General features: G+C 63.9%; 19 protein-coding genes, 1 tRNA gene and 3 pseudogenes. 16 read left to right on the plus strand and 7 right to left on the minus strand.

The features are described from left to right. Positions 1–98: 98 nt before the first annotated feature. From Tchl_RS12260 to tnpC, 3 genes are all read left to right on the plus strand, one after another. Positions 99–183, plus strand: a tRNA-Leu gene (locus Tchl_RS12260). 484 nt (positions 184–667) lie between these two features. Beyond that, positions 668–3,691, plus strand: a complete 3,024-nt coding sequence (locus Tchl_RS12270; RefSeq protein ID WP_004355858.1) for a Tn3 family transposase — start codon at positions 668–670, stop codon at positions 3,689–3,691. A gap of 2 nt (positions 3,692–3,693) precedes the next feature. Continuing rightward, the gene (gene tnpC / locus Tchl_RS12275; RefSeq protein WP_004355856.1) at positions 3,694–4,050 is read left to right on the plus strand and encodes a Tn3 family transposase post-transcriptional regulator TnpC; all 357 of its coding nucleotides are present in this window, start codon (positions 3,694–3,696) and stop codon (positions 4,048–4,050) included. On the opposite strand, the gene Tchl_RS12280 is transcribed toward tnpC, so the two are convergent. Further along, positions 4,038–4,979: a site-specific integrase gene (locus Tchl_RS12280; RefSeq protein ID WP_004355854.1), complete on the minus strand. Its 942-nt coding sequence runs from the start codon at positions 4,977–4,979 to the stop codon at positions 4,038–4,040. The genes tnpC and Tchl_RS12280 overlap by 13 nt on opposite strands. 56 nt (positions 4,980–5,035) lie before the next feature. Further along, positions 5,036–5,491: a Cd(II)/Pb(II)-responsive transcriptional regulator gene (cadR, locus tag Tchl_RS12285; protein ID WP_004355852.1), complete on the minus strand. Its 456-nt coding sequence runs from the start codon at positions 5,489–5,491 to the stop codon at positions 5,036–5,038. A gap of 110 nt (positions 5,492–5,601) precedes the next feature. Here cadR and Tchl_RS12290 point away from each other — a divergent pair, with 110 nt between their 5' ends. After that, complete coding sequence (locus Tchl_RS12290) at positions 5,602–8,004, plus strand: heavy metal translocating P-type ATPase (protein ID WP_039920561.1); 2,403 nt, start codon at positions 5,602–5,604, stop codon at positions 8,002–8,004. Between the two features lie 18 nt (positions 8,005–8,022). Here Tchl_RS12290 and Tchl_RS12295 read toward each other — a convergent pair. Then, positions 8,023–9,363: pseudogene (locus tag Tchl_RS12295) on the minus strand (heavy metal sensor histidine kinase). 2 nt (positions 9,364–9,365) lie between these two features. Next, positions 9,366–10,048 (minus strand): annotated as a pseudogene (locus tag Tchl_RS12300) (heavy metal response regulator transcription factor). 168 nt (positions 10,049–10,216) lie between these two features. Between Tchl_RS12300 and Tchl_RS12305 the strand changes: the two are divergent. The 11 genes and pseudogenes from Tchl_RS12305 (at position 10,217) to Tchl_RS12350 (ending at position 20,118) form a co-directional block, all read left to right on the plus strand. Further along, a complete protein-coding gene (locus Tchl_RS12305) occupies positions 10,217–10,555 on the plus strand; it encodes a DUF4148 domain-containing protein (RefSeq protein WP_004355844.1) in 339 nt (112 codons plus the stop codon). A gap of 48 nt (positions 10,556–10,603) precedes the next feature. Beyond that, positions 10,604–11,029, plus strand: coding sequence for a hypothetical protein (locus Tchl_RS12310; RefSeq protein ID WP_232311579.1), 426 nt, complete (start codon positions 10,604–10,606; stop codon positions 11,027–11,029). 132 nt (positions 11,030–11,161) lie between these two features. Next, positions 11,162–11,806, plus strand: a complete 645-nt coding sequence (locus tag Tchl_RS18395; protein ID WP_408646104.1) for a TolC family protein — start codon at positions 11,162–11,164, stop codon at positions 11,804–11,806. A gap of 142 nt (positions 11,807–11,948) precedes the next feature. Beyond that, a complete protein-coding gene (locus Tchl_RS18400) occupies positions 11,949–12,425 on the plus strand; it encodes a TolC family protein (RefSeq protein ID WP_408646105.1) in 477 nt (158 codons plus the stop codon). Positions 12,426–12,442: 17 nt separating this feature from the next. Continuing rightward, positions 12,443–13,006, plus strand: a complete 564-nt coding sequence (locus Tchl_RS12320; RefSeq protein ID WP_004355836.1) for a hypothetical protein — start codon at positions 12,443–12,445, stop codon at positions 13,004–13,006. Beyond that, positions 13,003–14,115, plus strand: coding sequence for an efflux RND transporter periplasmic adaptor subunit (locus tag Tchl_RS12325; protein ID WP_004355834.1), 1,113 nt, complete (start codon positions 13,003–13,005; stop codon positions 14,113–14,115). Before Tchl_RS12320 ends, Tchl_RS12325 begins: the two co-directional genes overlap by 4 nt. A gap of 15 nt (positions 14,116–14,130) precedes the next feature. After that, a pseudogene (locus tag Tchl_RS12330) lies at positions 14,131–17,249 on the plus strand (efflux RND transporter permease subunit). A 41-nt stretch (positions 17,250–17,290) separates the two neighbouring features. Next, positions 17,291–17,677: a hypothetical protein gene (locus tag Tchl_RS12335; protein ID WP_004355830.1), complete on the plus strand. Its 387-nt coding sequence runs from the start codon at positions 17,291–17,293 to the stop codon at positions 17,675–17,677. Between the two features lie 65 nt (positions 17,678–17,742). Then, positions 17,743–18,120 carry a hypothetical protein gene (locus tag Tchl_RS12340; protein ID WP_012585353.1) on the plus strand — a complete coding sequence of 126 codons (378 nt, stop codon included), beginning with the start codon at positions 17,743–17,745 and terminating at the stop codon, positions 18,118–18,120. Positions 18,121–18,204: 84 nt separating this feature from the next. After that, complete coding sequence (locus Tchl_RS12345) at positions 18,205–18,762, plus strand: ankyrin repeat domain-containing protein (RefSeq protein WP_004355824.1); 558 nt, start codon at positions 18,205–18,207, stop codon at positions 18,760–18,762. Between the two features lie 267 nt (positions 18,763–19,029). After that, the gene (locus Tchl_RS12350) at positions 19,030–20,118 is read left to right on the plus strand and encodes a DNA-binding protein (RefSeq protein ID WP_012585352.1); all 1,089 of its coding nucleotides are present in this window, start codon (positions 19,030–19,032) and stop codon (positions 20,116–20,118) included. A 165-nt stretch (positions 20,119–20,283) separates the two neighbouring features. On the opposite strand, the gene Tchl_RS12355 is transcribed toward Tchl_RS12350, so the two are convergent. Then, complete coding sequence (locus tag Tchl_RS12355; protein ID WP_198158949.1) at positions 20,284–20,505, minus strand: hypothetical protein; 222 nt, start codon at positions 20,503–20,505, stop codon at positions 20,284–20,286. Positions 20,506–20,708: 203 nt separating this feature from the next. Then, on the minus strand, positions 20,709–21,770 hold the full coding sequence (locus Tchl_RS12360; protein WP_075148671.1) for a tyrosine-type recombinase/integrase: 1,062 nt from the start codon (positions 21,768–21,770) through the stop codon (positions 20,709–20,711). 265 nt (positions 21,771–22,035) lie between these two features. Between Tchl_RS12360 and nudC the strand changes: the two genes are divergently transcribed. After that, positions 22,036–22,866, plus strand: coding sequence for an NAD(+) diphosphatase (gene nudC, locus Tchl_RS12365; protein WP_075149714.1), 831 nt, complete (start codon positions 22,036–22,038; stop codon positions 22,864–22,866). 84 nt (positions 22,867–22,950) lie between these two features. Here nudC and Tchl_RS12370 read toward each other — a convergent pair whose 3' ends face one another. Further along, the gene (locus Tchl_RS12370) at positions 22,951–23,148 is read right to left on the minus strand and encodes a hypothetical protein (RefSeq protein WP_232311580.1); all 198 of its coding nucleotides are present in this window, start codon (positions 23,146–23,148) and stop codon (positions 22,951–22,953) included. Positions 23,149–23,200: the final 52 nt, after the last annotated feature.

The following is a 23,200-nucleotide window of genomic DNA, read 5'->3' on the forward strand; positions in this document are numbered from 1 at the left end:
GGTGGCTTGATGATGGTTATTGTGTGGCTGCAAGGTGGTTAGATGGCGTTTGTAGTGTGGTAGCTGCAGGGTCGGGGCGGTACAATGCGCAGTTCCCCGCCCGGGTGACGAAATTGGTAGACGTAGCGCACTTAAAATGCGCCGGCGCAAGCCTTACGGGTTCGACCCCCGTCCCGGGCACCATCCCACCTGATAGATAGCTATCAAGTCGCAGCCCATCCCGCCCATGTAGCGGACAAGCGGTCATGATTGCCCAGCCATTGCCCGAGCTGAGGATCGACCCAGTTGATGACAGTCACGCCAACCGTGTGTGATCTAGCAGCGTCGGTGCCAGCCACAAAAGTGGCTCATGATGAAAGACACGGTTACGCAGATCACGAATCTGGTTCAGTGCCGCCGAGATGTTGTGCCGCTGCCTTTGCGGCTTCGGACAACGCGTAAACACAAGGCGGAGGTCTTTCCAGAGGACAGTCTGGAATTGCGTGTTGAAGAGCGAACTCCAAAAGCCAAAGGTCAGCTCAGCCAGTACCTGGCGTATGACCGGGATAAGGGGAAAAACTGTACATATCACCTGTAACCGGTTGATCTACAACTAATCCTGATGACGTGCCAACCGCTGCAATTCTCCGTTACCCTTGCATGCTGGCACGGATACCGGAGGATCAGGATGGCGTCACTGGAGCGCACTGCATACCCGCAGTTTCTGAGCTACTACTCACCGAGTGACCTGCGACAGTTCTTTACTCTGCAGGATGAAGAAATCAACTGGCTGAAGTCGGCCGGCCGTTCTGCCGGGACCCGACTCGGACTGGCCGTCCTGCTCAAAGTTTTCCAGCACTTGCGCTACTTTCCTAGCCTCGACAAGATACCTTCCGAGGTGATCACCCACGTCCGGAATGGCCTCGGTTTCGGTGACGCGATACGGATCGAATACCCCGTCGAACGCACCCTCTTTCGGCACAAAGCCATGGTGCTGGGCTTGCTTAACGTCAAACCCTTCCATGGGCACGATGCGATGCGCCAAGCAGAACGCTTTGCCTGCGATGCGGCTGAGCTCATGGATCAGCGTGCCGACATCATCAATGGGATAATCGAGGGGGTGCTCCAGGCGCGCTACGAACTCCCCGCCTTCTCGACGCTCGACGATTTGGCAGAGAAGGCCCACGCTGCCGTGCAGAACCGGGTGTTCGGTAAGGTATTTCACCGTATCACCCCCCAACAACTCGAAGCCCTACAGGCGCTGCTGGTCACGGACAAACTGGAACGCCGCCAAAGCGAATACAACGAGCTCAAGAAATCCGCGAAACGCCCGACCCGCAAGCATCTCGATATGCTGGTGGAGCATCTGGAATGGCTGGATTCGATCACGGCGGGGGATGACGTCCTTGCAGGCCTTCCCGACACCAAGATTCGCCACTTCGCCGCCCAGGCCATGGCCTATGACGTGTCCGAGTTGCGCGAATGCGCCGAGACCAAGCGTTACACCCTGCTGGTGGCCCTGATCCGGCGCATGCAGGTGCGCGCGCGGGATCAGTTGGCCGAGATGTTCCTGCGCCGCGTGGCCACGATTCACAAACGCGCCAAGGAAGAGCTCGACCAGATCCAGTTCGGGCAGCGCGGCCAGATCGAGCGCCTGATCGGCACGCTGGATGGCGTGCTCGCCATCCTCGACGGCGAACCGGACAATGCGGCGGCCGGCGCTCAGATACGCGAATACCTTGCACCCGCAGGTGGAGTCCACGGGGTCCGCGAGACCTGTGCCCAGGTGCAGGCGACCAGCGGCAACAACTACCTGCCGCTCGTGTGGAAACACTTCAAGAGCCATCGCTCCATCCTGTTCCGGCTCGTGCATTTGCTCGACATCCGCGCCACCACCCAGGATCGGACGCTGATCGACGCTTTGAACCTCATCAAGACCTACCAGGACAAGCATCGCATCGAGTGGATTACGGAGAGCATTGACCTTTCCTTCGCCTCGGACCGCTGGCGCAAGCTCCTGCGCGAGGGCGACAGCGGCGATGGTTTCGGTCTGGGCTTAAGCCGGCGCAACCTCGAAATCTGTGTCTTCTCCTACCTCGCCGAGGAGTTGCGCTCTGGCGATCTCAGTATCGTCGGCTCGGAGGAGTTCGCCGATTACCGCGATCAGTTGCTTTCGTGGGAGGAATGCCAGGAGTTGTTACCCGCCTACTGCGACAAGATTGGCCTGCCGCAGGACGCAACGACCTTTGCCAGCAGTTTGCGCGACTGGCTCACCGACACCGCGCAGCACCTGGATGACACGTTTCCTGAATGCCGCGGCGATGTGGCCCTGACTGCCAGCGGAGAACCCGTGTTGCGCAAGCCGATTGCGCGCGAAATCCCGCCTTCGGTTATGTCGCTGCAGAACGCGCTGACCCAGCGCATGCCGGCGCGGCACATTCTGGACGTGCTCGCCAACATCGAACACTGGATGGGCTTCACGCGGCACTTCGGGCCACTATCGGGCAACATGGCCAAGCTCAAGCAGCCGGCCGAGCGCTACCTGCTGACGATCTTCGCCATGGGCTGCAACCTCGGGCCCACACAGGCGGCGCGCCATCTGGGCAACAGCGGCGTCACGCCGCACATGCTGTCCTTCGTCAATCGGCGCCACCTCTCACTGGAGAGCCTGGAAGCGGCCCAACGCGAGCTCAACGAGGTATATCTGCGCCTGGATCTCCCCAAGATATGGGGTGATGGCAAGACGGTCGCCGCCGACGGTACGCAGTACGATTTCTACGACGAAAACCTGCTCGCGGGTTACCACTTCCGTTACCGCAAGATGGGCGCCGTCGCCTACCGGCACGTGGCCAACAATTACATCGCGGTGTTCCGCCACTTCATTCCGCCCGGTGTGTGGGAAGCGATCTACGTGATCGAGGGACTGCTCAAGGCCGGCCTGTCGGTCGAAGCGGATACCGTGCATGCCGACACCCAGGGCCAGTCGGCCACAGTGTTTGCCTTCACCCATCTGCTGGGCATCAAGCTGATGCCGCGCATCCGGAACTGGAAAAATCTGACGCTGTTCCGGCCGGACAAGGCGGTGAAGTACAAGTACATCAACCGCCTGTTCGGCGACAGCGTGGACTGGAACCTCATCGAGCGGCACTGGCAGGATCTGATGCAGGTGGCCTTGTCGATCTACGCCGGCAAGATTTCTTCGGCCACCCTGCTGCGCAAGCTGGGCAGCTACAGCCGCAAGAACCGTCTGTATTTCGCGGCGCAGGAACTGGGCAACGTGATCCGCACGGGCTTCCTGCTGGAGTGGATCGGCAGTCGTGAGCTGCGCCAGGAGATCACCGCCAACACCAACAAGATCGAGTCCTACAACGGCTTTGCCAAATGGCTGTCCTTCGGTGGCGACGTGATCGCGGTGAACGAGCCGGACGAACAGCAGAAGCGCCTGCGCTACAACGATCTGGTGGCCTCCGCCCTGATCCTGCAGAACACCGTCGACATGATGCGCACGTTGGGCGACCTCCGGCATGAAGGCTGGCAGATCACGGAAAACGATGTCAGCTTTCTGAGTCCCTACCAGGTCGCGCACGTCAAGCGCTTCGGCGAGTACAGCCTGAAACTCAAGCGCAAACCCGAAGCCTGGATCGCGGACGACACCTTTCAACAAGCGGCCGCGTCGGTGCAGGACATGCGGCGCGCGACGCGCAGAGCCTGAGCATGGACATCCCTGAACCCCGTTTCGCGGTTACCCCCTACGGCGATGTTGACTCCGCAGCACTGGACAACCTGCGGCAAAGCTTTGATACCACAGCGCTACTCGAACTGGTCGACGGGCTGGCTCCGATGGCGCAGCGTTTCGACAGAACAGGGGGTGTGCGGGATGAACTGCTGCGTCTTCATCGCATGGCGCACACTGTCATCAATGGCGCGAATCCGAGCGAATCGAGCGCCGATGACCTGTGGGAAGTTGCCGCCGCCCTCATCGACGAGTTCCGGCAGATGTCCGATCACTGTCTCGAGATCGCCGCAGCTCTGCAGCCGTTGGCCGACCTGCAGCCGGATCACGACGTCTGAGCGTCGTCCGACAAGGCGCGTTCGATGCGCTGCTGACCGAAGGCATCGGCCCCGTCGATATAGCGCAGGGCAGACTTCACATCACGCCAGCCGACGTATTCCATCAGGCTCTTGACATCCCAGCCGTTGTCGTTGGCCCAGTTGGCGAAACCACGACGCAAGGAATGGCTGCTGAAGCTGTCGGCCGACAGGAGTCCCGCGCGCTCGAAAATGCTGCGCAGCAGCGGCGTGACGCTGTTGACGTGCAGGCCGTGGACACGGATTCGTCCCCATTGATCGATCCCGCGGAAGACCGGCCCTTCCTCAATCCCCGACAGATCCTTCCAGGCCGTATAGGCCGCCACGGGGCACAGACGCGACAAGGCCGGCACCTTGAAGCACCGTCCGGCCGCCTGCCGGTCGCCCTTGGTTCGAGGCAGGAAGCAGGTCATGCCTTGGGCGGGCACGAGTTCGACATCTTGCGTTTCCAGGCGGATCAACTCGTCACTTCGGAATCCGCGCCAGAAACCCAGGAGGAGTAGCGCCTTGTCACGGGTGTGGCGCAGTCGCGCGACCGCGCCCTGGGTCCCGATCGCGTGGTCCAGCCATGTCACGGCGTGGGACAGTTGGCCAATCTGTAGCGGCACCGCCTGACGGGTTTGCGGCGGATGCACGGTTTGAATGCCCTTCATGGTCTGTCGTACCAGAGGGGCCTTGGTAGGATCGGCAAAGCCGTGATCCTGGTGCCAGCGCGACAAGGCTGCGAGGCGCTGTCGCAGGGTAGCGATGGACAGCAGTTCGGCATGCCGCGCCAGATAGCGCGCGATGCTGTCCGCGCTCGCCGGCAGGAAGCCACCCCATTCCACCTCGAAGTGGCGCACGGCGGAGGTGTAGCTGCGACGCGTATTGGCGCGTGTTGCCGCGTGTACGTAGACATCGACCTCATTCATGGAAGCGTCCTGATGACCGACTCAAGCATAGCGTGCGGCGCGGGGCTGAATGTCGTTCATTTTCGGACGCCGCCGTGCGCGCCATGCACGTGCCCGCCACTGATAGGTGCTCCCGGACACGCGGGCTGTGACAACTCGTGCAGGATGCCACAGTGGGCAGCATCCCGTGCCTGGGGACATTGTTCGCGCAGGCTCTTGAGTTGCCGCTCCAGCACACGCAGTTCGCGGATACGTGCCGCGACGTGAACGATGTGCGCATCGAGCAACGTGTTCACATCGCCGCAGTTCGCGCCCGGCGCATCCTTGAAGCGCAGCAGGATGCGAATCTCGTCCAACGACATGTCCAGCGATCGGCAATGGCGGATGAACGACAAACGCTCGGCGTGGGTGTCCTCGTAGATGCGGAAATTGCCGTCCGTACGTGCCGGGGCGGCCAGCAACCCTTCGCGCTCGTAGTAGCGGATGGTCTCTACCGGGGTGCCGGTCACTCTGGCCAGCTCACCGATTTTCATCGTGCTTGTCCTCCAGGCGGGAAGGAAGATCCTACCGGCATTCTAGGTCCTTGACTCTGTAGTGACTACGGATTGTTAAATGACTGCAAGTCCAGACAGGGGAACCAAGCATGAGCAAATGCAGTGTTGGTAGTTGCGGATGTTCCATCGTGTCGCAGTCGCCGGGTGATTCGTCCCCCGACGGCCCCAACGGGAAGCTATACGGCGTCGACAGCACGGACTGCCCCACCGATGCGGCGCTGGTCCGCAACAATCTTGAACCCCTCGACGGCGTGACGGGACTCGACCTCACCGTGACCCGGCAAAGGTCGGACGTGAGCGATCGCCCCGACCCGCCGGTCGCGGCCGACGCCGCCGTGCCAGCCATCGGTGCGCCGGCACAGCGCATCGATAAGACCACTGCTGCCGTGCGCACGACGCTCGCGATCGCCGGGATGGACTGTCCGACCGAGGAGGCGTTGATCCGGAGCAAGCTCGCTGGCATGGCTGGAGTGGCGGCGCTCGATTTCAACCTCGTCCAGCGTCGGCTGAGCGTGACGCATCGTCCGGGAGCATTGGAAGCGGTCCTCGGCGCCCTGAAAGCCATTGGTCTCGAAGCGAAGGTCGAATCGGCAGGCACGGAGAGCGCAGCGCCGCCGATCAAACCCGCGCCCAAGACCCACTGGTGGCCGATGGCGCTGGCCGGAGTCACCGCGACGTTGGCCGAGGGGGTGTATTGGCTCAACGGCGGTGACCACTGGACCGTCCTGGCTCTCGCGCTGGTGTCGATCCTCAGTGGCGGTCTGGCGACCTACAAGAAAGGCTGGATCGCGCTCAGGCATCGCAATCTCAACATCAACGCACTCATGTCGATTGCCGTGACCGGCGCGATGCTCATCGGACACTGGCCGGAAGCGGCCATGGTGATGTTCCTGTTCACGCTGGCCGAGGTGATCGAAGCGAAATCGCTCGATCGGGCGCGCAATGCGATTCGCGGCTTGCTGGAACTCGCGCCCGACACTGCGACCGTATGCCAGGGCGATGGAAGGTGGGTAACCATGCCGGCCAAGACGGTGCCGCTGGAGGCCGTGGTGCGCGTGCGCCCCGGTGAGCGGATTGCGCTCGACGGCGTGGTGATCAGCGGACGTTCGACGGTCAATCAGGCGCCCATCACCGGCGAGAGCCTGCCGGTCGATAAGGCCGAAGGCGACAACGTGTTCGCCGGAACGATCAATGAAGCGGGATCGCTGGAATATCGCGTGACAGCGGAGGCGAGCCATTCCACCCTGGCCCGCATCATCCACGCGGTCGAATCGGCCCAGGGCAGCCGCGCGCCCACCCAGCGCTTCGTCGACCGGTTCGCCCGGATCTACACGCCCGTCGTGTTCGCCGGCGCGCTGCTGGTGGCCATCGTGCCACCGCTAGCTTTCGACGGCGCGTGGATGGACTGGATCTACAAGGCGCTGGTGCTGCTGGTGATTGCCTGTCCGTGTGCCTTGGTGATCTCGACGCCGGTCACGATAGTCAGCGGTCTCGCCGCGGCCGCCCGCAAGGGCATTCTGGTGAAAGGTGGCGTCTATCTCGAAGAGGGGCGCAAGCTCGCCACGCTGGCGCTCGACAAGACCGGCACGATTACGCACGGCAGGCCCGCCCAGACGGACTTCATGGTGCTGAGCGGCGACGCGAACCAGGCGCATATCCTGGCAGGCAGTCTCGCGGCGCGCTCGGATCATCCGGTCTCGCTGGCGATCGCCCGTGCCGCGGTTGAAATGGGATGGGTGTTGCGCGAGGTCGCCGATTTCGCCGCCATTCCGGGCCGCGGCGTGCGTGGCGGCATTGATGGTCACGTCTATCAGCTCGGCAACCATCGACTGATCGAGGAAATCGGCCTGTGCTCACCCGACATCGAAAAAGCGCTCGACACGCTCGAGCGCCAAGGCAAGACGGCCGTACTCTTGGCGAACCATGCAGAGGTGCTGGCCATCTTCGCCGTCGCCGACACGCTGCGCGAGACGAGCCGTCAGGCGATTGCCGATCTGCATTCCCTGGGGGTGAAGACGCTGATGCTCACCGGCGATAACACTCACACGGCCGAAGCGATTGCCCGCGCGGTGGGTATCGACGAGGCAAGGGGCAATCTGCTGCCGGAAGACAAACTCAGCACCATCGAATCACTGCTGACGCACCGGAAGGGGGGCAAGGTCGGCATGGTGGGAGACGGCATCAACGACGCACCCTCGCTGGCCCGCGCGGACATCGGTTTCGCGATGGGGGCGGCGGGCACGGACACCGCGATCGAGACCGCGGACGTGGCGTTGATGGACGACGACCTGCGCAAGATCCCCGCCTTCGTGCGCCTGTCACAGGCCACATCCGACGTGCTGATCCAGAACATCGTAGTGGCGCTCGGCATCAAGGCGGGGTTTCTGCTGCTCACCGTGAGCGGGCAGGCCACGATGTGGATGGCGGTATTCGCGGACATGGGGGCGAGTTTGCTGGTCGTGGCAAATGGACTCCGCTTGTTGCGGAGATAACCGGCACACTTGGACGGCTTACCGGCTTGAGGCAAATGCAAGAATACTGAAACCGATCGTCGTCCTGCCGGCGGCCGATCGGGCGAACGGCTTGCCGCCATGCATGCGCGCGATCGCTGCGACGATCGACAATCCGAGTCCGTGATTGGTGCTTCCGTGTTCGCGCGCCGCGTCCGCCCGGTAGAAGCGGTCGAACAGGCGTGGAAGATGTTCCGCAGGAATCACCGGCCCGACGTTGCTGACGGACAGGCGAACGCCGCCGGCAGCGTCCGGCTCGATGTCGACGTCAACCATCGACCCGCGCTCCGCAAAACGGGTCGCGTTGGCGAGGAGGTTCGATATCGCCCGCCGCAACAAACCCGCATCAAAGCCGCCGCCGCCGTCCCCGCAAACCCGAACGCTGACGCCCGCCTCCTGGAGTGCTGCATCGTGGAATTCGACCACCTCGGTCGCAAGAGCGGCGAGGCTGCCGACAGGGCTTCGGCGCGCCCCGCTCGCCGCGATCGGCCTTCGACAGGAACAGCATGTCATTGACGAGACTCGCCAGGCGGTGCAGGTCCTCGAGGTTCGATCCCAGCACGTCCCGCAACTCGGGAATGCCGCGTTCGCGGCTCAGGGCGAGTTCGGTCTCGCCGATCAGTGTCGCCAGCGGCGTACGCAGTTTCATGGGCGACGTCCGCATTGAAGCCTTCCAGTTGCCAGTATGCGTTGTCCAGCCGCACGAGCAGCGCGTTGAACTGCGCGACCAGCGGCTGCAGTTCCTGCGCCTGCGCGGAAACCATCCAGCGGCTGTCCGACGTTTTCCGGACTGAGCGCGGCGGCTTGCCGAGCCAGGTCGCGAACGGGCAGCAGCGCGCGTTGCACGAGCCACGCCCCCCCGGCGGAGACGACCACGGCGCCGGCCAGCGCACTCGCCAGTAACGTCCACGCCAGTTGCCTCAGCAATTGGGCATCGGAACTGCTGTCGAGCGCCAATTCGGCACGCAGCACGGCCGTGCCCGACCACGGTGAAGGGATCTCGAATTCAACCCGACGCAGGTGCGCGGGGGGCTCGGGGGCCGGCGGCGTCATGTACAGGAGCGTCTCGGCGCCCTCGGTCAGCCGCAGTTTGAGGTCGGCATGGCCGATGAAGAAATCGTCGAGCTTGTGACGTAGGCTCGGCAGTTCCTCCGGTGTCGCGATCTCACGAACAAGGTGGCGGATCACGTCCTGCTTGTGCCGAAGCTCCTCGGTCTGCTTCGCAGAAAAGTTGAGGCTGGTGGCCACATACACGACGACGCAGACGAATCCGAGTCCGATGAAGGTCTGTACCGCGAGCCACCATGACAGCCAGCGGCCCAGCGAACGCGGATTGCGCATCCTCAGGGTTCCCGGTCTTCCAGCACGTAGCCCATGCCGCGCACGGTGTGCAGCAGCTTCTTCGCGAAGGGGTCATCGAGCTTGCTGCGCAAGCGCCGTACCGCAACCTCCACGACATTCGTATTGCTCTCGAAGTTCATGTCCCACACCTGCTCGGCCAGCGCGGTGCGCGACAGCACCTGACCGTGCCGGCGCAACAACAAGGTCAGCAGTGTGAATTCCTTGGCCGTCAGATCGAGCCGTTGTCCGGCGCGCGACGCCTTGCGCCGCACGAGATCGAGTTCGAGGTCGGCCAGCCTGAGGACCGTGAGATCTTGACCGCCGTCGGAATGGCGCCACGCCGTAACAGCGCTGGACGCGTGCGAGCAGTTCGGACAGGGCAAAGGGTTTCACAAGATAGTCGTCGGCACCCGCCTGCAGCCCCTTCACGCGATCCTCCACCTTGTCCGCGCGGTGAGCATCAGCACCGGTACGTGCTTGCGCGCCGCAGTTCGCGCAAGACGGCGAAGCCGTCCAGGCCCGGCAGCATGACATCGAGCAGGACGAGGTCGTAATGCCCTTCGATCGCGAGATAGCGCCCCTCGGTGCCGCTGTGCGCGACATCGACGACGTAGCTGTTTTCGGTCAGCGCCTTGCGCAAGTATTCGGCGAGCTTCGGCTCGTCTTCGACGACCAGGATCTTCATGCACGAATTATCGCGGAGGCGGTGGCGCGTCGACATTACGAATTCGTAATCGGGCTGTTCGCGATTCGACGTGAACGGTTTTCTACAGTACGCCCCGTACCCGGCACATGGCGTATGCAGCGGCCACCGCCGGGACGCATATCCCGTGTCAACGATAGGAGCCTCATCATGTCAAAAATCCGAACCGCCACCGTCCTCCCTATCCTCGCTGTCGTCCTGGTCGTGCCGAGCGTCGCTCAGGCGAACTCGGAATGGCATTTCACCGGCGGCGAGGTGGGTTACACCTCTTTCCCCGATCACGTGACGAGCACCAAGACGCGTGCTGAAGTGTTGCGTGAGCTCGAGCAGGCCAAGGCGGACGGAAGCTATTTCTACCTGCAGCGAGGCGTGCCCGTTCCATCACGCGATACCGGCCCGGGTAAAACGCGCGAGCAAGTGCTCAAGGAGCTGGTGAACATATCGCCCGAGGAGCGGGCGCGCATGGACGAACTCTACGTCGGGCAATGATCGCGGCGGTGTGAGCACGGAGCCCCTGGTCCCTCGGGGCGGGCGGTCATGCGTCGCAACGATGACGGGCAACAAGATGTTGCAACGCTATTTTTCATTTCCGTTCGTACCGCTACAATCCGTCCCCATGCGCCGCTGGTTCGCGATTCTCTTCCTGCTGTTTCTGCCAATCCAACTCAGTGGGCGGCTGTGAGTGCGTATTGCGAGCATGAAGCCGGTGCTGCGGCGGACCATCTCGGCCACCATGAGCATAAACATCAGGGCGAGGTCGACGACGAGTCCTGGCCCAAGGGCGGCGGAGTCGATGTCGACTGCAGTTTCTGCCATGCGGCCAGTTGCACCGCGTTGCCGAGCGGCACGGGATTGCCGACCCTCGACCTCGCGATTGCGACGATCCGCGGGGGAGCCCAAGTGTGGCTCCTTGCCGGGCATTTCTCGGAACCAGAGCGCCCCAAGTGGCGACAGCCCGCCTGATCGGCAGGGCGGTCGCATCCATTCTCATTCCGGCAGTTTCACCGTTCTGAACGGTGTTGCCGCGCGCCATTGCGATCGAGCTGATCGCGCCCTGCCGATTTTCCGTGTGTCTTGTCATCAACGGAGAATTGGATGTTTCGAAGAATTGGCATCAACTGGCTGCCGGGCCTGCTGCTCGGACTCGCGGCCAGCGGGGCGTGGGCGCAAGCCGCGTCCCCTGCATCGCCTGTCGTAACGACGCTCAGGCAGGCGTTCGACGCCGCGTGGGCGCGTCAGCCCGAGGCGCAGTCGCTCGACATGCGCCGGGCGGCTGCGCTGGCGCGACGCGTGAGCGTCGACCGCTGGTCGGCCGAGCCGCCGGCGCTCGAAGTGTCGGGCAAGACCGACCAACTCCACCGCAACGACGGCAGCCGCGAATACGAGATCGGCCTCGCTGTGCCGCTGTGGTTGCCCGGCGAACGCGCATCGACCGCAGCCCTTGCCGATGCCGAAGTGCGTGCGAGTACGAGCCGCACGCTTGCGGCACAACTGCGCACGGCCGCCGGGGTGCGGGCCGCGTACTGGGATTGGCAGCGTGCGCGGGTCGACGTCCTGGTCGCCCGCGAGCGGCTTGCCAGTGCTCGCGAACTCGCAGCGGATGTGTCGAAACGGGTTCGGGCCGGCGAACTCGCACGCGCCGACCAGCATCAGGCGGACGGAGCGCTGGCGACCGCCGAAGCGTCGCTCGCCGAAGCCAGCGGCGCGCTCGCGGTGCGGAACAGCAGTTGCGCGCCCTGACAGGCATGACACCAGCGCTTGCCGCGGAAGGACTTTCCGTGGCCGAAGCCGAACCCGCCCCCGCCGCCCCCCTGTCGCCCTGGGGGCGGGGCATCCGGCCATCGCCGAGCTGCGCGATCGGGCGGAGCTGGCACAGCGCAGCATGACTCTCGCCGGGATTCAGGGGCGCGCCAATCCCGAGCTGAACCTGGCGACGACGCGTGAGCGCGGTGCATCCGGCGAATCCTGGCAACAGACGGTGACGATCGGCGTACGCATTCCCTTCGGATCCGACTCCCGCAACCGCGCCCGTGTTGCCAGCGCCAGCGCCGAGGCGATCGAAGCCGAAACCCAGCTGAGGCTGGAACGCGAACGCCTGACGGCCGAAGTGGATACGGCGCGCGTCCGCGTCGAATCGGCGCGCACCCTGGTCGCCTCCGCCGAACAGCGCGCGCAGTTGGCCCGCGAGTCGCGCGGCTTCTTCCAGAAGGCGTTCCGCCTCGGCGAAACCGATCTACCGACCCGCCTGCGCATCGAACTCGAAGCCACGGAAGCCGAGCGCCAGGTGGCGCGCACCCGCATCGAACTGGCCGCGGCCGTGTCCGCGCTGCGGCAGGCCATGGGCCTTCTTCCCGAATGAACACCAGGAACCCGAACATGAAAGCTTCCCTTACCCTGGCGGCGTGGAGCCTTGCCGCCGTCCTTGCGGGTGTCACGCCCCAGGCCCTGGCCGGTGAAGGCCACGACCACGGCGACGCCCCGGCACCCGTGGCCGGGCCGATGCTGCCGCGATTCACCGCCGTTTCGGAGCTCTTTGAGCTGGTCGGCGTGGTCGACGGCAAGCACATCACGCTCTATCTCGACCGCTTCGCTGACAACAGCCCGGTCAAGGACGCAACGCTGGAGCTGCAACTCGACGGCAAGGCGATTTCCGTCGAGCCCCATGCCGAGGGCGAATTCGAAGCCACGCTGCAGGAAGCACTCAAGCCGGGGGTCGTCTCCGTGACCGCCACCGTCGTTGCCGGACAAGACGCGGACCTTCTTGCGGGCGAGCTGGATCTGCACGAACAAGCCGCCGAGGTGCACGACGAATCGGCCGGGCCAGGCTTGCAATCTTACGCAGGATGGCTCGGCGCCGGCGTTCTCGTGATCGGACTGGTCGGCTGGGCCGCGCTGCGCAAGGGAAACGCCCGCAACCGTTCGGCCGGAGGTGTCGCATGAAACCGGGAATCCTGCTGGTCATGCTGTGCCTCGTTACGGCAAGTGCATCGTGGAACGCATTCGCTGGCGACGGGCACGATCACGGCGACGAAGGCTCCGCGCCCGTCGGCGGCAACGGTCCGCGACGCTTGCCCGACGGCAGCGTATTCCTGCCCAAGCCGGCACAACGGCAGATCGGCGTGCGCACGCTGGTCACGGAAGCGGGGGAGCTGCCCCGCACCGTGGCGCTCGCCGGCAAAGTGGTGATGGACCCCAACGCGGGCGGAAAAGTGCAGGCGCTGGTCGCCGGCCGCCTCGAAGCCGGGCCGCGCGGCTTGCCCGGAGTCGGGCAGACCGTGAAGAAGGGCGAGGTGCTGGCGTATGTCGTGCCGTCGGCGGGGCAGATCGAACGCTCGAACCAGATGGCGCAGCTCGCCGAGTTGCAGGCCGCCAAAGTGCTCGCGGAGAAGCGCGTGGCGCGGCTGAAGGAGCTCGCCGACACGGTGCCGCGCAAGGAGATCGAAGCGGCCGAGAGCGAACTCACGAGTCTCGCGGCCCGCGCGACGGCGGTGGGTGCGGGGCTCAGCAATCGCGATGCGCTCGTGGCGCCCGTCGCGGGCGTCATCGCGTCGAGCAACGCCGTCGCCGGTCAGGTCGTCGATGCGCGCGAACTGGTGTTTGAAATCGTCGATCCGAAGCGCCTGCGCGTCGAGGCGCTGGCCTACGATGCCGACACCGCCATCGATGTGGCCGGCGCGAGCGTTGCGGTGGGCGAGCAACGAGTGAGGCTCGACTTCCTCGGCGCGGCGCGCAGTCTGCGCGAGCAGGCGCTGCCGCTCGCTTTCGGTGCCGCGGGCGATTCCCTGGCGCGTTTCGCTGTCGGGCAACCGGTCGAGGTGTTCGTGCAGACGCGCAGCACGCTGCAGGGCGTGAGCGTCCCTGCAGGATCGGTGCTGAAGAACCCGGCGAACCAGATCATCGTGTGGGTCAAGACCGCGCCGGAACGCTTCGAGCCGCGCACCGTCACCATCGCCCCGCTCGATGGGGCGAACGTCGCCGTGACGTCGGGCCTCGCGGCCGGGGAGCGTGTCGCCACGAACGCGGCAACCCTGATCAACCAGATCCGCTGACGGGGAGCCTGACCGATGTTCAAATGGCTACTCGACAACAGTCTGGGCAACCGGCTGCTGGTGATCATCGCCAGCCTGGTGCTGATGGCCTACGGCGCGTTCACGCTCACACGCACGCCCGTGGACGTGTTCCCGGACCTCAACAAGCCGACGGTCACGATCATGACCGAATCCGGCGGCATGGCGGCGGAGGAGGTCGAACAGCTCATCACCTTCCCGCTCGAAACGACAATGAACGGGCTACCCGGGGTGGAGTCGGTGCGCTCCATCTCCAGCGCGGGGCTGTCCTTCGTCTATGTGACCTTCGAGTGGAGCACGGAGATTTTCCGCGCCCGGCAGATGGTGTCGGAGCGCCTGTCGGCGATGGAGGAAGGCCTGCCGGCGGACGTGATTCCGCGCATGGGGCCGATTAGCTCCGTGATGGGCGAGATCATGCAGATCGCGATCCCGATCGATACCGCTAAGATCTCGCCGATGCAGGTGCGCGAATACGCTGACTGGGTGCTGCGTCCGCGTCTCATGGCCATCCCCGGTATTGCGCAGGTCATCCCGATCGGCGGAGAAGTGCGGCAGTTCCAGGTGCAGCCAGATACGCGGCGCATGGCGGAACTCGGCATTTCGCTGGAACAGATGGAAGCGGCGATCCGCGGCTTTTCGTCGAACACCTCGGGCGGCTTCCTCGAACTCACCGGGCGTGAATACCTGATCCGCAACCTCGGACGCACCTCGAGCCTGGAGGATCTGAAGAATCTCGCGATCACGGCACGCGACGGTCAGCCGATCCTGCTGCGCCAGATTGCCTCCGTGACGTTCGCACCGGCGCTGCGCCGCGGCGATGCGGGTTTCGAGGGCAAACCGGCAGTCATTCTCGGTATCCAGAAGCAGCCGACCGCGGACACCATTCACCTCACCCGCTCGATCGAGGCCGCGCTCGACGAGATGAAGAAATCGCTGCCCGCCGGCATGGAAGCGCCGCAGGTTACGTTCCGGCAGGCGAGCTTCATCGAGGCCTCGATCGGCACGCTGCAGGGCAAGCTGATTGGCGCCTCGGTGTTCGTCGCGGCGATCCTGTTCTTCTTCCTCGGCACGCTGCGCCCGACGGTGATCGCGCTCACCGCGATCCCGGTGTCGATCTTCATGACGGCGCTGGTGTTCAAGTATTTCGGTCTGTCGATCAACACGATGACGCTCGGGGGCTGGCGATTGCGATCGGCGGCCTGGTCGACGACGCGGTGGTGGGCGTCGAGAACGTGTTGCGCCGGCTGAAGGAGGATCGCGCGAAGCATCATGACCATCGCCTGCACCCGATCGAACTCGTGGCTCATGCAACGATGGAGGTGCGCTCGGCCATCCTCTACGCGACGATCATCATCGTGCTGGTGTTCCTGCCGTTGTTCGCGCTGCCCGGGATGGAGGGGCGGCTGTTCGTGCCGCTCGGCGTGGCATTCATCGTCTCGACGTTGGCATCGCTGGTCGTTTCGGTAACGGTGACCCCGGTCCTGTCCTTCTATCTGCTGCCGCGCATGAAGTCCCTCGACCATGGCGACACGCGCGTACTTGCCTGGCTCAAGGCGCGCTATCGCAACGGTCTGCAGGCCGTCCTCGAGCGGCCCAGGGCGGCCGTGTTCGCCGGCACAGTCGCGGTGATCGTCGCGGCCGCCGCCGTGCCCTTCTTTCCGACCACGTTTCTGCCGCCCTTCAACGAAGGCACCCTGCTGATCGGCATGCGGCTCAACCCGGGGGTGACGCTCGCCGAGTCCACCGCGCTTGCGCAACAGGCGGAGGTGCTGGTGAAACAGGTGCCGGAGGTCACGCACGTTGGTCGTCGCAGCGGACGTGCGGAACTCGATGAACATGCTGAAGGCGTGCACGTCAGCGAGCTCGATGTCGGGCTCAAGCCGGCGTCAGAACTCACCCGTTCGATGGGGGAGATCGCCGCCGACATCCGCGCCCGGCTCGTGAACCTGCCCGCTGCGATCGCGATCGGCCAGCCGATCTCACACCGCATCGACCACATGCTCTCGGGCGTGCGTTCGCAGATCGCGATCAAGATCTTCGGCGAGGATCTCGACACGCTGCGGGGGCAGGCCGATGCGCTGCGGGCGCGGCTGGCCGGCATCCCCGGACTCGCGGATCTGGAAATCGAGAAGCAAGTGCTCGCGCCGCAGATCAAGGTGCGCATCGACTATGCCGCAGCGGCCCGCTATGGCGTGCCGGCACCGCAGATCCTGGCCGCGCTGCAGAACCTCGTCGAGGGCGAGAAAGTCACCCAGATCGTCGAAGGTGGAAGGCGTTTCGCGCTGGTCGTGCGCCTGCCCGAATCGGCGCGTTCGGTCGAGGGGCTCGCGCAGATCCTCATCGAAACGCCCACCGGCCACGTCCCGTTGTCGAAACTCGCGTCGATCGAGGATGGTGACGGGCCGAACCAGGTCAGCCGCGACGACGGCAAGCGCCGCATCGTGCTGTCGGCCAATGCGCAGCAACGCCCGCTCTCGGAAATCGTCGAGGACATCCGCGCGGCGGTGGCCGACATGAAACTGCCCGAAGGCTACTTCATCACGCTCGGTGGGCAGTTCCAGGCACAGGAAGAAGCGTCGCGTCTCGTGGGGCTGCTGTCGATCGTGTCGCTCGTGCTGATGTTCGTCGTGCTCTACAGCCGCTACAAGTCGGTGCGTCTCTCGGCGCTGATCATGGCCAACATTCCGCTCGCGCTGGTGGGCGCAGTGATCGGCCTGTGGATCTCCGGCCAGCCCTTGTCGGTCGCGGCGCTCATCGGCTTCATCACGCTCGCCGGCATCTCGGTGCGTAATGGAATCCTGAAGGTCAGCCACTACATCAATCTGATGCGCATCGAAGGCGAGAGCTTCGATCACCAGATGATCCTGCGCGGCTCGCTGGAACGGCTATCGCCGGTGCTGATGACGGCGCTGGTGACGGCCTTTGCGCTGGCACCGCTGCTGTTCGAGGCCGAACGCCCGGGTACCGAGATCCTGCACCCGGTCGCGGTGGTGATCTTCTCGGGGCTCATCAGCTCGACGCTCCTCGATACCTTCCTCACCCCGGCGATGTTCTGGCTTTTCGGCCGCCGCGACGTCGAGCGCCTGCTCAACGACCGCAATGCCGAAGCGTTCTGACGCTGATCCGCTTACACAATCGAATCCTGAAAGGAGAAAACATGAAACTCTCGAAGCTCATCACGCTTGCCGCCCTGGTGGCCGTCGGTCCTGCCTTCGCGGCGGACAAGCACGACCACGCGCACGAACATGAGTCCATGCACGGCGGCCTGGTGGTCGAGGTCAAGGATGTCGACCTCGAACTCGTCGCCAAGCCGGACGTCATCCAGCTGCACCTGCGCGATCACGGCAAACCGGTTGATGTGACCAACGGCAGCGCCAAGCTCACGCTCCTGTCCGGCACCGACAAACAGGAAGTCGAACTCAAGCCTGCCGGCGACCGGTTGGAGTCCAAGGGAAGCTTCAAGGTGGGCGCCGGCACCAAGTTGGTGGCCGTCGTCACGCTGCCGGGCAAGCCCTCCACCACGGCGCGCTTCACGCTGAAGTGACGTCGTCCGCTTGCCCGCAGCACGTCGCTGCGGGCGGCCAACTCATGTAACCCAGAGGTGACCCAATGAAAACTCTTGTGGCAGGAATGGTTGCCGTTGCCGTCGGTGGACTGGGCGGCTGTGCGAGCCCCACCGTGTTCGAAGGGAAATACGCGCAGGACGATGGGTGGCGCAAAGGAACTGTTGTCGAAATCGGTCCGGCGAATAGCTTGAAGCGGCCTTCGTTCTATGACTGCAGGGCCGAGGCGTCCGACGCGGAAGGCGACAAGCCGTACGTGATGGTTGCGTTTCTGCGCAATGGCCACCCGTACGCGCGCGCCGCAAAGTTGCCTGCCGATGCGCAATTGCAGGTCGGTGACAAGGTGTATGTGAACTTCAAGGACTGCAACGCACCGATCCCGAAGCGCAGCTCATCAACATCTGACGAGAAGGACTTCAATTGATGCGCCTGTCGCGCGGGACGCCAGGGATTGTTGCGACGGATCAACGCCCCAAGGGTCCGGGTTCGCCTCGTCAGGACCAAGACGATGCATGACGACGTCCATCACGAAGCCTGGCGCGATCGAGTGGCCCCGGAACTGCTCGACGCGGTTCGCCAGGGCAAGATCCCGGAAGTGCTGAGATGGCTGGAGGACGGACTTCCCGCCGATTGGCAAGATACCGAGGGGTGCAGCTTGATCTTCCTGGCGGCATATCACCGTCGGTGGGCCGTTATTGACGGCCTGTTGGCGCACGGCGCATCAGTCGACCTGCCCGATCGTCGGGGATGGACGCCGCTCTTCTGGGCCGCTTTCAACGGCCATGCGGACATCGTTTCATTCCTGATCGGCCGTGGCGCCAATCCAGACGTGCGGAACGAGGACGGGGAGTGGCCCTTGTTCTGGGCCGTCTACAAGGGGCACACAGCAGTTGTCCGGCATCTCCTGATCGGCGGTGCGAAGCGGAACCAAATCGATGCGGACGGACACGACGAGCTCTGGCTCGCAAAAAATTTGGGCCGACAGGACATCGTTGCCATCTTGGAGGGGCCTCGAGGCCCGCGCCCAAACCGTGCCCTGCGTGGGACTTCGGACGAGGGCATTTGATTCGGCCTCTCCACCCTTGCTCGCCAGCCGCGCGGGGCCGGGAACAGCGGACCTCTAGGCAAGATCCTGGCAACAGACCCGGAACTGACCGCATTCCCGGTGCAGTTGTACCGAAAATCTCGTTCTTGCCCCAGAACGTGGCCAACAGGCGTGATAATCCGCGATTATCCCGTGTCGTAATATGCATTTTCATACGCGTACGATCATTGACAATAGTATGTACAGGCGTACCATGTAATACAGTACGTAAAAATCAGGGGTGTCGCGATGGCCAGAAGCGGGATCTACAAGTCCGAGGTGGTGCGGGCACGTGACGCGTTGCGCGCGCAGGGGCGACACCCATCGATCGACGCCATTCGGGTCGAACTCGGCAATACCGGCTCAAAGGCAACGATTCACCGCTACTTAAAGGAGATCGAAGAGGAAGAGGGCGGAACCGGCGGCACACAGGTTGCCGTGAGCGAGGCAATCCAGGACCTCGTCGGCAGGCTGGCCGGCCGCTTGCACGAAGAGGCCGATGCCCGGATCGCGGAGGCAAAAACCCGCTATACCGGCGAAATTGCCCAACTCAAGGACGCGCTCCGGCAGCAGCGCCAAGAGGGTGAAGCACTCAAGACCCAGTTGCAGCATACCGAATCCCTGTTGAGCGAGGAGAGTGACCGTCATCGCCAGACGGCACTCACGCTGCAACAGGAGACCGTGCAGCGCGCGCAGGCCGCGCAACAGGTTGCCGATCTGCAGTCACAACTGGCGCAAGGCGAACAGCACCGGCAATCACTGGAGGACAAACACCGTCACGCCCGCGAAGCCCTGGACCATTTTCGGCAGGCGGCCAAGGAACAGCGCGATCAGGAGCAGCGCCAGCATGAGCAGCAGACCCAGCACCTGCAGGCCGAACTGAGGCAACTGAATCAGACGCTCGGAACCAAACAGGATCAACTGACCGGGATCAGCCGGGACAACGCCCGCCTGGCGGCCGAGTTGTCGCAGGCCCATGCGCAGCTTCACCAGACTCAGACGGAGGCGCGATCGCTCCGAGACGAATTGTCGGTGGCCAAGGAAACCGGGCAACGCGTCGAGGCGCTGGGCCAACGCCTGGCGGAGCGGGAACTGCAGATCGAGGATCTGCTGCGCGGCAAGAGTGTGGTCGAAGCTACGCTCGCCGAACAGGCCGAACGTCGTCAAGCCCTGGAAATCGAGCTTGGGGCCGCCCGGGCGTCCTTATCCATACAGGAAAAAGTGATTGCGGACATGCATGCACAGCTTCTACGTCATGGCAGCCGCCGGAAACAAAGCGGCAAACAGGACCACGTCGCGGGAGTCGGCGAGAAAGCCGCAACGCCCACCGCACCATAATTAAACATTTAAAACATACGCTTACAGCTCGAAAGTCCTAATATTGGCTTCATCCCGGCGCCGCAGGAGCCAAAATCTTTTGTTGCAAAACAACGGTTTGCGGCGGATATGTACAGTTTTTCCCTTCATCCCGGTCATACCCCTACCTTGTCCGGCGTCTGCGGTTCATGTCTTCGGATCAGCCCTGCCATAGAGCTTGCTCAGACGAGCATGGATGCCGTTGCGCAAGGCGATCTCCAAGACATTGAGCATCGGCACCATCGCTTCGGACAGCAAGACATTGCTGGAGTAGTCCGCCGCAGCCTTCGTTGCATCACCACCTCGCGCTGCACGGTAACGGCCCAACCGAGCAGGTGAAAAGTGCTTCTCTAGGTCATTCCAGTTCATTCTTCGTCACTTTGAATCATCGGACAGTGCTGCTATACTTGGTTCGCAGCCCTAGGCTCAGTCCTCTCCCAGCCACCATACTGGTGATGACACTAGGTTCGTTCTGGCCCTGTTATGCAGGGCCACCCCAATTCTCGACAAACCCGCCTACTGGCGGGTTTGTCGTTTCTGGCCCATCCCAAGCAAAGCTAGCTATCTAGCTATCACAGCAGCGCCGTCAGGTGCGCCCGCGCCAGCTTCTCCGCGAGGCTTTCTCCGGTCGGATGGTAATAGCGCAGCGCCATCTGCAAAGTTTTCCATCCAAACATTTTTGCCAGTTCCTGGGCCGCAAGAACAGCCGCCCATCGGCTCGCGGCTTCGTGGCGTAGGTCATGGAATCTGAGATTATCCAGCAGCCCGGCTGGCGGCTTCTCGCCAGTATCAGACTCGTAGAGTTCACGTCCTTTCTTGCGGGCGGCCCGGAACCCGCGGATTAGCTGGTCTTGGCTGAGGGCAAACATTCTCCCGCCAGAGATAGAGCGTGGCATGGCTTGCAGCACATCGAGAGCAACGGGCGATAGCGGCACATCGCGTGGATCGCCGCTTTTCGTGTCGGGCAGGCGGACGAACTTCCGCTTGAGGTCTACGTCGTCCCATTCGATGCCGAGGATTTCGGACTGTCTCATGCCGGTTTCCAGCGCTAACTGGACCAGGGCGCGGATCGTCGGTGTGCGGGGCATGGCGGCCTCGATACCAGACAAAAGCCACTTTTCTTCTTCCGGTGACAGGCGGCGCTCGCGCTTATTGCTGCCCCCCGGCGCCTTGATCATCCTGACAGGGTTATGGAGCGCCTCCATCCCCCACTCCTTCCGCGCAGTCTCGTAGAGAGATGAGAGCAGGGCAAGGTCGAGGCGGATCGTGTTTTCGGCGCGGCCCTCGGCGCGGCGGTCGTCGCGGAACTTCGCAAGGTCTTTACCCCGGATGCGGGCGAGGGTCGATTTCGACAGCGTGTGCGCCTGCCAGCGTCGGATGCGGCCCGTCTCGGTATCGGCGCCCTTCTTCCGGGGGGTCACTTCACGCCGGTAGCGTTCCAGGGCGTCATAGAGCGTGGTGGACTCGGCTTCGCCTCGGTCGACAAAAATCCCGCGATCCATCTCACGCTCGATGTCGCGTGCCCAGACTTCGGCGTCGGCCTTGGTTTCAAAGGTGCGGGACTGCGGCGGGTAGCCTTTCCGGCGTATCTTGGCCTGCCATTGCAGGTCTCCGCGCTTCGTGATGGTCGCCACGGGCACTTCCTACGGTTACAATAGTCCGAAGTGTCCCAACATTGTCCCAAAAAATCAAATTTCGCCATAAAAGCCGTGCCATTGCTGAATGTGTCTCACGACTTAAAATCCACCGCCGCATGGCTTACGGGTTCGAGTCCCGTCCCGGGCACGACAGTCGAGTCGCACATTATGTCTTGCGCTTCAGGGGTTTTCCACCGCAGCGCAGCCGATGTCGCGGCATCCGGGCCGGTTTCGCCGGCACCGTGCCTGCTGGGCCAAAAACATGCGCGACGATCATTCGACCTTTCTTTCGGCAGCCCTCGGCGCCGGCGCCGACTGCCTGATCTTTCGGGGCAATCAGTTGCTGGTGGACGCGGCCGGCGGGCCGCCGTCGGTGTGGCGCGACTATCTGGCCGCCGTCGCGCCGCTGCGCGTGATCCCGACCGGAGGCGGGCCGGGCGAGGCGTGCTTCGTCGCCGAGGTCGCCCGCGAGGCCGAAGCCCCGCGGGATCACGAGTTCCGTCACCTGAAAGGGCTGCTCGACACCTTACCGCGCGCGCTGCGGGAGCGGGCGGTGCGCAGCCTCGAGCTCCTCGAATTCGATCGTGCCCACCAGTACTGCGGTGCCTGCGGCTCGATGACGATTCTGAAGCCGGACATGATCGCGCGCGTCTGCACCAACGACGCCTGCGCGCGCGAGCACTTCCCGCGGGTTTCGCCGGTGGTGATCATGGCGGTCGAGCGCGGACCGGAGATCCTGCTCGGGCGCTCGCCGCACTTCGCTCCCGGCCTGTACAGCACGCTGGCGGGTTTCGTCGATGCCGGCGAGTCGGCCGAAGATGCCGTCCAGCGCGAGGTCTTCGAGGAAACCGGGCTGCATGTGCGGAATTTGCGCTACGTTTCCAGCCAGCCCTGGCCTTTTCCTCATGCCCTGATGCTCGGCTACCGGGCGGAGTACGCCGGCGGAGAGATCGTCTGCGCGGTCGATGAAATCGAGGACGCGCGTTTTTTCCATGTCGACCACCTGCCCCCGGTGTTCCCGATGAAATATGCGATGGCCAGCGTGCTGCTCGACGACTTCTGCAAGCGCCACGGCCGTCCCGGGGTTTTGTAAGCGCGGAGCACGCAGGCTGCGACCCGAACCGCGCGCGCCCGAGGAGGGCGCAGTGGTGGGGCGGAAACGAGCGCTCCCGGTGATTCACGAGGGATCGTGATCGCGCCGGGCGGCTCCCGCTGCGCCGATCCTTTTGTCCCGCAGCAGATCGAAGGCGATGCGCATTCCAAGCAATGCGTTGCCCAGCGCGAACACTGCCATCAGCGCCGTGGCAAGCGGCACCAGCGGATACGTGCGCAGCACCCAGGCGAGGACCGCGGACAGCAGGTTGAGGGCGATCATCAGCCAGAAACGCGGGTCACGCGGTCGGAACAGGCGGGAGAGCTTCAGTGGG

Origin of the sequence: Thauera chlorobenzoica, from assembly GCF_001922305.1 — a bacterium.
Classification (GTDB): Bacteria; Pseudomonadota; Gammaproteobacteria; order Burkholderiales; family Rhodocyclaceae; genus Thauera; species Thauera chlorobenzoica.